At 32.0% G+C, this 13895-nt stretch carries 11 protein-coding genes and 1 tRNA gene; 3 read left to right on the top strand and 9 right to left on the bottom strand.

Annotation, left to right across the window (positions count from 1 at the left end; genetic code table 11):
* Positions 1-16: 16 nt before the first annotated feature.
* The 4 genes from OTK55_RS07415 to uvrB all read right to left on the bottom strand — a co-directional run bounded on the left by OTK55_RS07415 (position 17) and on the right by uvrB (position 5892).
* Positions 17-90, bottom strand: a tRNA-Thr gene (locus tag OTK55_RS07415).
* Positions 91-110: 20 nt separating this feature from the next.
* The gene (locus OTK55_RS07410) at positions 111-890 is read right to left on the bottom strand and encodes an MBL fold metallo-hydrolase (protein ID WP_274871558.1); all 780 of its coding nucleotides are present in this window, start codon (positions 888-890) and stop codon (positions 111-113) included.
* 165 nt (positions 891-1055) lie between these two features.
* Positions 1056-3938 (bottom strand): excinuclease ABC subunit UvrA, encoded by a 2883-nt coding sequence (gene uvrA / locus OTK55_RS07405; protein ID WP_274871557.1) that lies wholly within the window; start codon positions 3936-3938, stop codon positions 1056-1058.
* Between the two features lie 4 nt (positions 3939-3942).
* On the bottom strand, positions 3943-5892 hold the full coding sequence (uvrB, locus tag OTK55_RS07400) for an excinuclease ABC subunit UvrB (protein WP_274871555.1): 1950 nt from the start codon (positions 5890-5892) through the stop codon (positions 3943-3945).
* A gap of 150 nt (positions 5893-6042) precedes the next feature.
* On the opposite strand from uvrB, the gene uvrC reads away from it, so the two are divergent.
* Complete coding sequence (gene uvrC, locus OTK55_RS07395; protein WP_274871553.1) at positions 6043-7866, top strand: excinuclease ABC subunit UvrC; 1824 nt, start codon at positions 6043-6045, stop codon at positions 7864-7866.
* On the opposite strand, the gene OTK55_RS07390 is transcribed toward uvrC, so the two are convergent.
* From OTK55_RS07390 to OTK55_RS07375, 4 genes are all read right to left on the bottom strand, one after another.
* Entirely contained in the window at positions 7863-8567 is a 705-nt protein-coding gene (locus OTK55_RS07390) for an epoxyqueuosine reductase family protein (protein WP_274871551.1), read from the bottom strand. The genes uvrC and OTK55_RS07390 overlap by 4 nt on opposite strands.
* Positions 8568-8598: 31 nt before the next feature.
* Positions 8599-9183 (bottom strand): hypothetical protein, encoded by a 585-nt coding sequence (locus OTK55_RS07385; RefSeq protein ID WP_274871550.1) that lies wholly within the window; start codon positions 9181-9183, stop codon positions 8599-8601.
* 173 nt (positions 9184-9356) lie between these two features.
* Positions 9357-9932, bottom strand: a complete 576-nt coding sequence (locus OTK55_RS07380) for a hypothetical protein (protein WP_274871549.1) — start codon at positions 9930-9932, stop codon at positions 9357-9359.
* 190 nt (positions 9933-10122) lie between these two features.
* Positions 10123-11241 carry a flavodoxin family protein gene (locus OTK55_RS07375; RefSeq protein WP_274871547.1) on the bottom strand — a complete coding sequence of 373 codons (1119 nt, stop codon included), beginning with the start codon at positions 11239-11241 and terminating at the stop codon, positions 10123-10125.
* A 193-nt stretch (positions 11242-11434) separates the two neighbouring features.
* Between OTK55_RS07375 and OTK55_RS07370 the strand changes: the two genes are divergently transcribed.
* A complete protein-coding gene (locus OTK55_RS07370) occupies positions 11435-11959 on the top strand; it encodes a YIP1 family protein (RefSeq protein ID WP_274871546.1) in 525 nt (174 codons plus the stop codon).
* On the top strand, positions 11959-12744 hold the full coding sequence (locus OTK55_RS07365; RefSeq protein ID WP_274871545.1) for a hypothetical protein: 786 nt from the start codon (positions 11959-11961) through the stop codon (positions 12742-12744). The genes OTK55_RS07370 and OTK55_RS07365 overlap by 1 nt, the downstream gene beginning before the upstream one ends.
* A gap of 110 nt (positions 12745-12854) precedes the next feature.
* Here OTK55_RS07365 and OTK55_RS07360 read toward each other — a convergent pair whose 3' ends face one another.
* Positions 12855-13883 carry a M42 family metallopeptidase gene (locus tag OTK55_RS07360; RefSeq protein WP_274871544.1) on the bottom strand — a complete coding sequence of 343 codons (1029 nt, stop codon included), beginning with the start codon at positions 13881-13883 and terminating at the stop codon, positions 12855-12857.
* Positions 13884-13895: the final 12 nt, after the last annotated feature.

Raw genomic sequence — 13895 nt, 5'->3', positions numbered from 1 at the left:
TTTTAAGATTATTGGAAGCCCCAAGAGGGATTTGAACCCCCGACCCCCTGATTACGAGTCAGGTACTGTTCCTGGCTGAGCCATTGGGGCATTAAAAAAAGAATAATGGATTAAGTATTTAGATACTGGTCTAAATTCATAGTTAATCCATCTGTTGCTGCTATTGTTCGGATTCCTGTTTCTTGAGTTATTACTCTTGTATTTTGGAAAGGGTTATTCATAATTAAATTAACACCTAAATGAGTCATAATAGCTACTTTAGGTTGTACTTCTTCAATTAAATTTTTAAAGTCAATGGTACGTAAATGACCTTTAATCTTTCTTTCCCCTTCTTTTATTACATTTCCAATCAGGATATCTGCATCTTTATGTTCTTCAGCTAATTCAGGGAAATATTCTGTATCTGAGGTATAACTAATACATAAGTTTTTATATTTAATGTTAAAACCTACACATGTTGGGTCACCGTGATGTGTTTTAGTTCCTCTTATAGTAATATTACCTTCTTTAACTGTATCACCAGCTTTTAATACTGATACGTTTGGTTTCGATTGATGATATTGTGATATACAGGGTCCTAAATCGCCACTTCCATTTATGACACTTTCACTACCTACAATATGTCCTGTCTTTTTAGTCATTCCTTGTGTCATAGCTTCTATTAATACTTCGGCATCATTATAATGGTCCGTATGACTATGACTAACTAAAAGAAGATTTATTTTCCGTGGATTTAACCCATACTGATGGCTTCGTACTAAAGCTCCTGGTCCTGGGTCTACATGTATATTTTTACCGTCGATATCGTCAATTCTGAAACCACCCGTCATTCTTTTCTGACTAATGGTAGCAAATCTACCACCACCAGTTCCTAAGAATTGTAGTTTCATACTATCTCCTTTTTATTTGTTTATCTTCTAATTATTACCGTAATAATAATTATCTAATTATTAATTATTGTATCGACGTATATATAATTACCTATAATTTATTACTAATAAATACTTTTTTTACAATAAAATTAACTGATTAATCATGATAGATTTCATTAATAACTAATTCTCCTTGCTTTTTTTAAGCATAGGTTTAAGATAGATGCCTGTATATGTACCTTTTTCTGCAACTTCTTCAGGTGTGCCCTCAGCTATTAATTGACCACCATCCTTTCCACCCTCTGGTCCAAGGTCAATGATATGGTCAGCGGTTTTTATAACATCTAAGTTATGTTCTATTACTATTAATGTATTTCCTTGGTCACGTAGCTTTAGTAGTACTTTTAATAATCTATTGATATCATCAAAGTGTAGACCTGTTGTAGGTTCATCAAGAATATATAGAGTGTTAGATGTGTTTTGTCTACTCAATTCTTTTGCTAATTTTACACGTTGTGCTTCTCCTCCAGATAATGTTGTAGCAGGCTGTCCTAATTTCACATAGCCTAATCCTACATCTACTAATGTTTGTAGTTTTCTTTTTATTTTTGGAATATTTTCAAAGAATTCAAGAGCCTCTTCACTAGTCATTTCTAGTACATCGTTGATATTTTTACCTTTGTATCGAATATTAAGTGTATCCTGATTGTATCGTTTTCCTTCACATACTTCACATGGTACATACACATCTGCTAGGAAGTGCATCTCTATTTTTACAATACCATCACCGCAACATGCTTCACAACGTCCTCCTTTAACATTAAAGCTGAATCGTCCTGGTTTATATCCACGTTGTTTTGCTTCTGGTGTTTGTGCAAATAGTTCACGAATATATGTAAATACTCCAATATATGTTGCTGGATTTGATCTTGGTGTACGTCCTATAGGAGATTGGTCTATGACAATTATCTTATCAATGTTTTCCACACCTTCTATTGCAGTATGTTTACCTATTTTATGTTTATGTTTGTGAGTTAATTGTTCATAGATTCCATGATATAATATTTCATTTACAAGTGTACTTTTTCCAGAACCAGATACTCCTGTTACACAGATAAATTCACCTAATGGGAATGTTACATCAATATCTTTAAGATTATTCTCTTTAGCTCCTATGATTTTTATTGATTTACCATTTCCTTTATGTCTTTTTTGTGGTACTGGTATTTCTTTTGCACCTGATAGGTACTGTCCAGTGAGTGAATTAGGATTATTTTTTATTTCTGTTGGTGTTCCCTGTGCTGTCAGACGTCCTCCTTTATCACCTGCACCAGGACCTATATCTATAACATGGTCTGCTTCGAGTATTGTCTCTTCATCGTGTTCTACTACTATTAATGTGTTACCAATATCACGTAGGTGTTTTAACGTGTTTATTAATTTCATGTTGTCCCGTTGATGTAATCCTATACTTGGCTCGTCTAGGACATATAATACTCCTACTAATCTGCTACCTATTTGTGTTGCTAGTCTGATACGCTGTGCTTCTCCACCGGATAATGTTCCAGATGATCTTGCTAGTGTTAAGTAATTTAATCCTACATTATTAAGAAATTCCAGTCTTTCTTTTATTTCCTTTAGTATTTCTTTACCAATAAATTCCTGACGTTTTGTTAGTTTTAGATTGTCAAAGAATTCTTTTGTATCTACAAGGGATAGTTTTGTTAGGTCTGCTATGTTCATGTCATTAATTGTCACTGCTAACATTTCGGGTTTAAGTCTGTCTCCATGACATGTCGGACAATCACGTAGGGTCATGTAATTACGTATAGCTTTTCTTCGGTATCGGGAGCTTGTTTCAATATATGTTCTTTTCATATGTGGAATTACGCCCTCGAATGGTTTTGTAACCTTTCTCTCAGAGTCTCCTCTTGTGAAGATGAAGGTTATTTTCTCGCCATTACTACCATATAGTATTGCATCTTTCACGTCATCTGGTAATGTATGGTATGGTGAGTCTAGTTTAAAGCCATAATGATTTGCTAGTCCTGCTAGTATTTTATTGTAGTAGCTTTCTGTTCTGTTTGAGTTACTCCATGGTTTTATTGCTCCATCTCTTATGGATAATGTTCTATCCGGTACTACTAGCTCCGGGTCTATTTCAAGTATGCTTCCTATACCATTACATGCCGGGCATGCTGCTTGTGGATTGTTGAATGAGAACATTCTTGGACTTATTTCTGTGAAGTTTATTCCACAATCAGGGCATGCTAGTGATTCACTGTAGAATTGGTCAGGTATGCTGTTATCACTGTTTGCTACTGTTATTAGACCATCACTTATTTTGAGTCCTGTTTCTACTGATTCTACTAATCTTTTTCTGAAATTTTCATTGTTTGTTACTTTTAATCTGTCTATAACTATTTCTATTACGTGTTTATTGTTCTTGTTTAGGTTTATTTCCTCGTCCAGTGAACGTATTTCTCCATCTACTCTTGCTCTTACAAATCCTTTTTGTTTGTATTCTGTGAATATTTTTTTATGCATTCCTTTTCTATCTTTGATTACTGGTGCGAGGATGTATATTTTTTGTTGATCATTTTTGTCTATTATTTCGTTTGCTATTTGTCCTGGTGTTTGCTGAGATATTTCTTTTCCACAATTGTAGCAGTGTGGTATTCCTATTCTTGCATATAATAATCTGAGGTAATCATATATTTCCGTAACAGTTCCTACTGTTGAACGAGGATTTACTCTTGTTGTTTTCTGGTCTATGGATATTGCAGGTGATAATCCTTCTATGTAATCTACTTCCGGTTTGTCCATTTGTCCTAAAAATTGTCTAGCATATGCTGATAGTGATTCAACATATCTTCTTTGTCCTTCAGCATATATTGTATCAAATGCTAGTGAGGATTTACCAGATCCACTTAATCCTGTTATTACTATGAAGCTATCACGTGGTATTGTTACGTCTATGTTTTGGAGGTTGTGCTGACGTGCTCCTTTTATGATGATTTTTCTATCTTGGATAGCTTTTCTTCTTAAGTCATCTGTTGATTCCATATTCTTATTCCTCTTTTAATTCTTTTATCCTATCTCTTAGTTTTGCAGCTTTCTCAAAGTCTAATTCTTTTGCTGCTTTTCTCATTTCTTTTTCAAGTTCATCTATTAATTCATCTATTTCATCAATTGATATGTTATCAATTTCCTGTATATCTTCAACTTTATCTTCAATTTTCTTGTCTTTAAGTTTTCTTACAACACTTCTTGGTGTGATATGATTGTCCTTGTTGTATTGCATTTGTATTTTTCTTCTTCTTTCTGTTATGTTAACTGCATTTCTCACTGAGTCTGTCATGTTATCTGCGTATAGTATTACTTCACCATCAACATTACGTGCTGCTCTACCAATAGTCTGTATGAGTGATGTTTGTGAACGTAGAAATCCCTCTTTATCAGCATCTAAAATTGCAACAAGTGATACTTCCGGGAGGTCTAATCCTTCTCTTAATAAGTTAACACCGATTAGACAGTCAAACTCTCCTCTTCTTAAATCATCAATGATTTCAGTTCTCTCTAAAGTTGTAATCTCAGAGTGTAAATATCTGGCCTTAACATCCATCTTAATATAATAATCTGTTAAATCTTCAGCCATCTTCTTAGTTAAGGATGTTACAAGAATCCTCTGATTTTTATCAACTCTCTTACGTATCTCTCCAAGAAGGTCATCCACCTGGTTTTTAACAGGTCTGATTATTGGTTTAGGATCCACTAGTCCCGTTGGTCTAATAATCTGTTCAACCTTATTCTGACTACGTCCAAGCTCAAATGCTCCAGGAGTAGCTGACACGTATAGTATCTGGTTTTGTTGTCTCATGAATTCATCAAATCTCAGTGGACGATTCTCCTTAGCACTTGGTAATCTGAATCCATACTGTATTAATGTTTCTTTTCTTGCTCTGTCTCCTTCATACATTCCCCTAATCTGAGGTACTGTAACGTGTGACTCATCGATTATTGTCAGATAGTCATCAGGGAAATATCTTAGAAGAGAGTATGGTGTTTCACCCCACTGGCGTCCGTTCATGTGCATTGAATAGTTTTCTATACCTGAACAATATCCTATTTCCTGAATCATTTCTATGTCAAAGTTAGTTCTTTGCTCAATTCTTTGAGCTTCAACATATTTTCCAGTAGCCTTGAAGGTATTAACACGTTCTTCTAATTCTTTCTTAATATTCTTTATTGCTTTTTCTTGTTTCTCTTTAGCTATTACGAAGTGTTTTGCCGGAAATATTATAACTTTTCTTAGTTCTTCTATTATGTCACCTTTTAGTGGGTCTATTTTATATATAACATCTATCTCATCGCCCCACATTTCAATACGTATAGCATAGTTAGCGTTTATCGGGTATATTTCTAGAACATCACCACGTACTCTGAATCGGCCTCTTTCAAATTCAATGTCATTTCTTGAGTACTGCATATCAATTAGTTGACGTGTTATTTCATCACGTGAAATTTCCTGCTCAACTTCTAAGGGTAATGTGAATTCCAAATAATCCTCTGGTGAACCAATACCATAGATACATGATACACTTGATACTACTATAACATCATCTCTTGTAAGTAGTGACTGTGTTGCTGAGTGACGTAGCCTATCTATTTCTTCATTAACTGCTGATTCTTTGTCTATAAATGTATCAGTCTGTGCTACATATGCCTCTGGTTGGTAGAAGTCATAATAACTTACAAAATATTCAACAGCATTATCTGGGAAAAATTCTTTAAATTCCTCATATAATTGTGATGCAAGAGTCTTATTGTGTGACATTACAAGAGTAGGCTTATCTAATTGTTCTATAACATTAGCCATGGTAAACGTTTTTCCAGAACCAGTAACTCCCTCCAATGTCTGCTCATTATCTCCATTTTTAAAATGTTCAACTAATGAATTAATTGCTTTTGGTTGATCACCAAATGGTTTATAATCAGAATGTAAATTGAATTTTGACATATTATTATATCTCTTAAAAGTAATTGATTAAACTAATCATAAATATATAATTATTGTAATACTAATATTATTAAATACTATTTAATAAATATGATGATAAATTAGATACTCAGATTTAAACTAAAATAGATAATTATTGAGGTAAGATTAATGTCTATGAAAATAACAGATCCAAATGAATTACCAAAAAAACCTGGCGTATATATAATGCACAACAGTGATGATGAAATAATATATGTCGGAAAAGCAAAAAAATTACGAAACAGGGTTAAAAGTTATTTTAGAGATGAAGACAAACTAGACAGACCAAAAACACAAGTGTTAATGAGACACTTTGCATACCTAGAATACATATTAACAGACACAGAAAAAGAAGCATTAATACTAGAAGCAAATCTCATTAAAAGATACATGCCTCATTACAATATAAGCCTTAAAGATGGGAAACAATATCCATATATTAAGATAACAAAAGATGAATTTCCAAGAATACTGATAACAAGAAGCCTTAAAAATGATAAAGCATCATATTATGGGCCATACACTGATTCTACAAATGCAAGACAATTCATTGACTTTCTAAATAAGAACTTTAAGATAAGAACATGTAAAAATATGGATGGCCCATGTTTAAACTATCAGATTAAACAGTGTAGTGCACCATGTATTAATAAGATATCACAAAAGGAGTATAACAGAAATATCAGAAGAGCAAAATTACTACTGCAGGGAAGATACAAGAAGACAATCAAGAAGCTAGAAAAAGATATGAAACATTACTCTAAAAATCTGGAATTTGAAAAGGCTGCAATGATAAGAGATCAGATAGAAACAATAAAAATAACATTGGAAAAACAGAATATACAGCCAACAAAAGATGTAGACCAAGATATTATTGGAATTGACCATAATGACCAGGAAGCTGCCGTTGTGATAATATCTGTCCGTAACGGTAAAACAAATAAGAAAGATGATTTAATACTAAAAGGTATTAATGGCTTTTCAGATAAGGAGATACTCACAGAATTTATTAAACAATATTATTCAACAGCACCTATACCAGAGCAGATAATTATTGAGGATGATATTGAAGATGCTGATATTATCAAGGAATGGTTATCTGACAAGGAAGGCCATAATGTTAAGATTAAGGTGGCAGAGGACGGTCATTATCTAACATTAATAAAGATTGCTAAGAAAAATGCTCATATTAGTCTAACAGAAAATACTAAGGAAGAAGAAAATCCATTATTAACATTGGAACAATATCTTAACCTTCCACGACTTCCATATCATATAGAGGGTTTTGATATTTCAAATATATCAGGTATTTATGCTGTAGCATCAATGGTTGTCTTTGAAAATGGTAAACCAGCTAAAAACATGTATCGTAAGTTTAAAATGAATACTCCCGGACCTAATGATTTTGCTATGATGAAGGAAGTTCTTACAAGAAGATACTCTCATATATCACCTGATTATCAGGATGATGTTAAAAATCCTGATGATTCAATTAATATACGTCCTGATTTAGTATTAATTGATGGAGGTAAGGGTCAGCTTGGAATGGCTGTTGAAGTATTCAAGGAGCTAAATATCACTGATGTTCCACTGGTTGGTTTAGCTAAGAAGTTTGAGGAATTGTATGTTCCTGGTAGAAGTGAACCTATTGTTCTTCCTAGAAGGTCAACGGCTTTACAGTTACTTCAGTATGTTCGTGATGAATCACATAGATTTGCTATTACTTTCCATAGAACTATCAGGGGTAAAGCTTTCACGAAGTCTGTTCTTGATGACATACCTGGTGTGGGTAAGAAGAGAAAACAAGCATTACTCACACACTTCAAAAGTCTGGATGCAATATATGATGCTAGTTTAGAGGAAATAGAGGAAGTCAATGGTATACATAAAAAATTAGCTAAAACAATATATGACACATTACAAAATGATAGAAAAAAGGATAAAAACAATTAATTCTTGTTTAACAGTTTTCTACTTTTTTCATTACCATAAGGACATATGTATAAACACATCCCACAAGCTACGGGATGATTCTCCTCTTTTCTTTTCATAAGATAATTACCACATTTCTCAGGACTATAAGACTCTGCTGGGTCTGGTAAGTCAACAATAGCTTTACCAGGACAAGCAGTAACACACATTGTACAATCACCACATAAAGATTCCATTTCATCACCAGCATACTCTTCAAGTGGTGCATCAGTAAGAACGGTAGCCCAGGTTAACCTAGGACCGAACTCCTCTGTTGTAAGAAGATTATTTTTACCAAGCCATCCTACACCAGCAATATGAGCACTAGCCTTATTACTAAAAGGTTTTTTCAAATCAATCTCATCACTCTTACCAGAAACATCTAATACAATCGCATGATAACCTTCATCCTCAATATATAACGCTATCTCTGATGCAATCTTAGATACTCTCTGATGTGAATTAAAGTATTCATCAAGATACTCCTGAGCATATTTATCATTATTATAGGTTAAAGGTATTTTTTCAATAATTTCCTCAATCATCTTATGGCCAATAACAATAGCATAAGGATACTTGCAAATATCATCTCCATAGTTTTCAATTAACTTTTTTTCATCTTTTGCAAGATTAGCAACACCACACACATCACTTAATGATTTTGCATATTCCATTATTCTCATAATAACACATCCTACATAATAAATAACTTTATTATTCATCAAAAGGTGTAAAACCAATAACAACAGTACCTATAGCTTCATCATGCGGTAGGTCAAAACAATCTTTAATATAATGGTCTGTTTCAGTAGATGGAATTGCTACAGCCAGACTTTTTACTGTACTATCTATATCTTGATCTGTTATAAAAGAACTTGGCTCTTCATCCATTACAAAGAATTGTTTTTGACCACTACTACCTACATTATTATATGTTACGAAATTATCAGACAAGAAATATACACTAGGGTCATTACGTAACTCTTCTAGTTCATCTTCATCATATATCATTTCACCAATAATCTCACCGTTTTCTGTTCTTAGTGTAAATGAATTTTCAGAAGCTTTAGGCTTATTTTGATCGGTATTAAAATCATCCTTGTTTTCTTTTATTAATAATAAAGCCTCTTTTTCGCCCATAGCTTTTTTCATTCCTTGATTAATGAATGGAACAATTTCGTCTAAACGTTTCATTTCATATAATAGGATGTTCTTTTTCATTTCGTCGTCTAATACTTTTACTAGTATAACATTATCCTCTTTTTTTAGCATTTTTTCTATTTCATATTCTTGTTCCATTGTTTTTCACCTGTTAATTGTAGTTAAACTAAATTAATAATAATTATGGTTTTATATATTTAAGTAATTATATATGAAAAGTTAAAAACAAGAGGGGATGTTTTTGTTATAATTAAATTAATTAAACAAAATTTATCAGGTGAATAATTAAAAAAAAGATATGCTGTATTTTTTTATTCTGTAAATCCAATGATTAATGTGGTTATTCTTTCTTCCTGTGGGATTTTAAATAAATCCTTAATGTAATGGTCGGCCTCTGTTGATGGTGCGGCTATTACCATATGACTTACAGTATCTCTCAGCTCATCTTCATAGTCTAGTTCGCCTACTAATTCTGATACTACGAAGAACTGTTTTTCACCAGGTACGGATAGGTTAGGATATGTTGCAAAATGTTCTGATATGAAATAGACATTTGGATCATTTTTCAGTTCCTCTAATTCCTCGGGGTCATATATTTCTTCTCCTATTATTCTACCATTTTCTGATTGTAGAGTTAATGTAGGTATTAATTCTTCATCCGGAAGAATAATATCTGTTTTATCGATAACTGCTACAATAGCTTCTTCTTCATCTAATGCCTCTTTTAATCCCTTGTTTATCAGTGGTACCATTTCATCTAATCTTTTCATTTCAAGTTTTGTAATTTCTTTTTTTAAATCATCAGACATTATTTCTGCTTTTAATACTCTATCCTTACTTCTAAGAATGTTTAGTATCGTGTATTCTTTTTCCATTTTTTGTTCCATAGTTTTCATCTATTTATTTTTAGTTAAAATGATTGATATTTACTATGTTTTTTTATATTTAAGTAATTATAGATAATAATAAGGCTAAAATTGGGTATATCGTTTATTTAAATGGTCTTTGATTTTATTCATAGTTTTTAATAGAAAAAGTCAGGATTAAATGTTATTATTTTATTTATTTAGTTATTAATTATTCTGTGAATCCAATGATTAATGTTGTGATTTTTTCTTTCTGTGGGATATTTAATATTTTTTTAATGTAATGATCTGCTTCTGTTGATGGTGATGAGATTACCATTCTACTTACACTATTTTTTAATTCATCTTCGTAATCTAATTCACCTTCTAATTCTGATACTACGAAGAATTGTTTTTCGCCGGGTACTGATAGATTAGGGTATGTTGCAAAATAGTCTGATATGAAATAAACATTAGGATTATGTTTTAATTCCTCTAATTCATTTGGGTCATAGATTTCTTCTCCAATTATTGTACCTTTATTTGATTGTAGTGTTAGTGAAGGAGTGTAATCCTCGATTGAAACATCTACATCTGTATTGTCAATAACTACTGCTATTGCTTCTTTTTCATCTAATGCTTGTTTCAATCCCTTGTTTATTACAGGTACCATTTCATCTAATCTTTTCATTTCAAGTTTTGTAATCTTCTTTTTTAATTCGTCAGACATTATTTCTGCTTTTAATACTCGGTCTTTACTTCTAAGTATTCTTATTATCTCGTATTCTTCATCGTTTCGTTTTACTGATATTTCGCGTCCAATTTGTCTAGCCCTTTCTAGTAATTCTTCACTGTTTCCACTTAATGGTTTTCCATCACCAACAGATAGTATTTCATGTACCTTGAGGCCTATTGATTCAAAAAGTCTTGCTCGTTTTTGTATGTATTCATCATAAGTACCTGTTTTTGCACCATAAGTGAATATAATTACTGCTTTTTTATTACCTTTTAACTGGTTTGGTGTACTTTTTGTCATGGAATAAAAACGGTCCATGAATATATGGCCTTGTGCATTTATTTCTCCAAAATAATTAGGAGCAGCAAATATAAGGGCATCTGATTTTTCCATTTCATCCATAACTTTTCTAAAATCATCATTAATTATACATTTACTTGGTTTTTTAGGATTTCTGCACGCTTTACATCCCTGACATGGTTTTATATTCATATCATCTACGTAGTAAATAGTATTTTCACCCTTATTTTCTTGTATACTTTTTGTCATTTCTTTTACTATTGTACTACAATTTCCGTATTTTCGTGGACTTGCGATTACAGTTATTACTTTCATAATTTTTCATCCTTATTAAGTATTACTTAATACTTCATACTTCTTTATTATTAAATTTTATTCAATTAAAATTGAATATATAAAATCTCTAAAACTCATGTTCTCAGTGTAACCTGTTAATTTAGTTCTTTTTTTAAATATTATTCTTCTTTCACTATTATATATAAATAATATTTATGATAGACTATAAATCATGATGTCTAGACTTATAAGCTTTTTTACTGAAAGTGGTAAAGTTCTAATATCGCCAGACGAACTATTCTATCTAAAAAGTCAGAGTAGAGATTATAATGGTATTATATCTGCTATATTTTACTCTGCATTTCTTGGATTGATTATCGGGCTTCTTACGGGAGAACCTATAGTCATAGTATTCCTGGTAATAGGCGCTATTATTGTAACATTACTATTTAAGGTAATACAAGCTATTTTCATATACATTTTTTCAAGGATTCTGGGAGGTAAAGGAAGTTATCGTAGTACACTGAATTTAATATCATATTCAAGTGTATTAGATGTATTTTTAATCCTAGGATTAGCATTAACAAGTATTAATAACATGGTAATAATGCCACTTATATTATTAGTAATTCCATGGAGAATGGTTATTAATATTACAGCTGTGAACACTGAATTTGAAATTGGTTTTGGTAAATCATTCTTAGCAACATATGGTATACTAATTCTAATATTAACTGTTATCGTGGGGTTATTATAATGAAAGGCGATAAAATAATAGGTATTTTAATAATAATAGCTTTAATAATATCTGTATGTCTTGTTGGTTATTCATTATATAATGGTATTCAGGAAGAACAATCAAACATAACATATCAGCAATTAACTGAGGATCAATTATCTCAAATATTACAAAACAATACAAATAACAGTTCAATACAAAGAGTTGTACTAAATATCAACAGTCCGACAGGTGGAGCAAATATAAACTTCACAGATTCTAATAATATATACAACATATCCTCAGATAATAATAAAGGCAAAGTAACATACGCTGTTAATGGAGATACATTAGAAGTTAATGTAACAGGTAATGAGACAGGAAATAATATTGTATTAAGTAATAAGTACAATTATGATATTAATGTAAATTATGTTGCTGGCGGATATGCTATTAACGTATCCAATGGTGCAAGAGTTAACTCATTGAATAGTAACATGACAGCTGGAGGAGCAAATATTGACTTAAATGGTGGTTCTTTAAATAATTTAAACTTTGAAACTAGTGTTGGTGGAGTTAATATTGAAGGAATTCCTAACGGCCAAACTAATATTGCTACTACTATTGATATTGGTGGTGTAAATATAGGATTAAATCAGCCAGTAGGTCATATTATATCTAAGATTAATCTTGGAGGAACAAATTCAAATAATAATTATCAGAATGTTTCTGCTACAGAATTTAAGGGAAATAATTTTGATAGTTCATCTAATAGATTAGAATTGAATAGTAATATTCAGATGGGTGGAGTTAATATAAATTAATTTCATCAATACTTCTTTCTTTTTTTATTAAAATTAGTTTTATAGAAAAATAGCATTATCTTATTCTATTTGTGGAGTTTAAAAAAAATGGTAGATGAAGTAGAGTTCATCTATAATCTTTTAAGGAATTCGAGGATTAGCTTTACAGTGTCTTCAACATCTTTTACGTTAACTACACTTATAGGTGTATGGATATATCTTGAACCACTGGATAATGTTGCTGTTGCAATTCCTTCTCTTGTAAGGTGTATTGCTGTTGCATCTGTTGTTCCGCCGTCTCCTACTTCTATTTGGTAGTCAATTCCTGCTGCTTCTGCTGCTTCTACTAATAATTTTTTCATCATTGGATGTGTTAATAAACCTCTACCACTAGCATCTGCGAATGATATTACAGGTCCTTTTCCTGCTTTTACTGGTGCATCTTCAGGTTTTACTCCTGGGTGGTCTCCTGCAATAGTTACATCTAATGCAATTGCCATGTCAGGGTTTAATTTGAATGCTGCTGTTTTTGCTCCTTTTAATCCTACTTCTTCTTGTACTGTTCCTACACCGTATACTGTAGCATCACAGTCTGTCTGTTTCATTACTTCTGTCATTACTGCACAGCCTACACGGTTATCTAATGCTTTACCCATTACAAGATCATTTAAACATTCTTCGAAGTCAGTGTGGAATACGATTGGGTCTCCAACTGATACTAAACTTTCTGCTTGTTCTTTGTCTTTTGCTCCGATGTCTATGAACATGTCTTTGTATGGTATGATTTTTTTAGCTTCTGCTGCACTTGTAATGTGTGGTGGTTTGGATCCGATTATACCTGGTACTTCTCCATTTTCTGTTTGTACGTATACTTTCTGGTTTAGTAACATTTGGTCGTTGATTCCACCGATTTTAACAAATCTTAAATATCCATCATCATCTATGAAACTTACCATTAGACCGATTTCGTCCATGTGTGAAGCTAGCATAACTGTTGGTTTTCCTTCTTTACCTTTGTGTGTTGTTATTAGGTTTCCCATTACGTCTGTTTCCATTTCATCTACGTGATCTTTTAGTTCATCTTTTATTATGTCGCGTACTTCTGATTCAAAGCCTGAAATTCCGCAAGCTTCAGATAATTTTTTTAGTAATTCTTTCATTGTTAAACCTCG

This window comes from Candidatus Methanosphaera massiliense, assembly GCF_028890305.1.
GTDB classification, from domain to species: domain Archaea; phylum Methanobacteriota; class Methanobacteria; order Methanobacteriales; family Methanobacteriaceae; genus Methanosphaera; species Methanosphaera massiliense.
This window is presented reverse-complemented; position numbering and strand designations above follow the sequence as displayed.

Excerpts from the sequence above, each read along its gene's own strand:
- OTK55_RS07410 (WP_274871558.1), bottom strand. The coding sequence starts at position 890 with ATGAAACTACAATTCTTAGGAACTGGTGGTGGTAGATTTGCTACCATT.
- uvrA (WP_274871557.1), bottom strand. The coding sequence starts at position 3,938 with ATGGAATCAACAGATGACTTAAGAAGAAAAGCTATCCAAGATAGAAAA.
- uvrB (WP_274871555.1), bottom strand. The coding sequence starts at position 5,892 with ATGTCAAAATTCAATTTACATTCTGATTATAAACCATTTGGTGATCAA.
- uvrC (WP_274871553.1), top strand. The coding sequence starts at position 6,043 with ATGTCTATGAAAATAACAGATCCAAATGAATTACCAAAAAAACCTGGC.
- OTK55_RS07390 (WP_274871551.1), bottom strand. The coding sequence starts at position 8,567 with ATGAGAATAATGGAATATGCAAAATCATTAAGTGATGTGTGTGGTGTT.
- OTK55_RS07385 (WP_274871550.1), bottom strand. The coding sequence starts at position 9,183 with ATGGAACAAGAATATGAAATAGAAAAAATGCTAAAAAAAGAGGATAAT.
- OTK55_RS07380 (WP_274871549.1), bottom strand. The coding sequence starts at position 9,932 with ATGGAACAAAAAATGGAAAAAGAATACACGATACTAAACATTCTTAGA.
- OTK55_RS07375 (WP_274871547.1), bottom strand. The coding sequence starts at position 11,241 with ATGAAAGTAATAACTGTAATCGCAAGTCCACGAAAATACGGAAATTGT.
- OTK55_RS07370 (WP_274871546.1), top strand. The coding sequence starts at position 11,435 with ATGATGTCTAGACTTATAAGCTTTTTTACTGAAAGTGGTAAAGTTCTA.
- OTK55_RS07365 (WP_274871545.1), top strand. The coding sequence starts at position 11,959 with ATGAAAGGCGATAAAATAATAGGTATTTTAATAATAATAGCTTTAATA.
- OTK55_RS07360 (WP_274871544.1), bottom strand. The coding sequence starts at position 13,883 with ATGAAAGAATTACTAAAAAAATTATCTGAAGCTTGCGGAATTTCAGGC.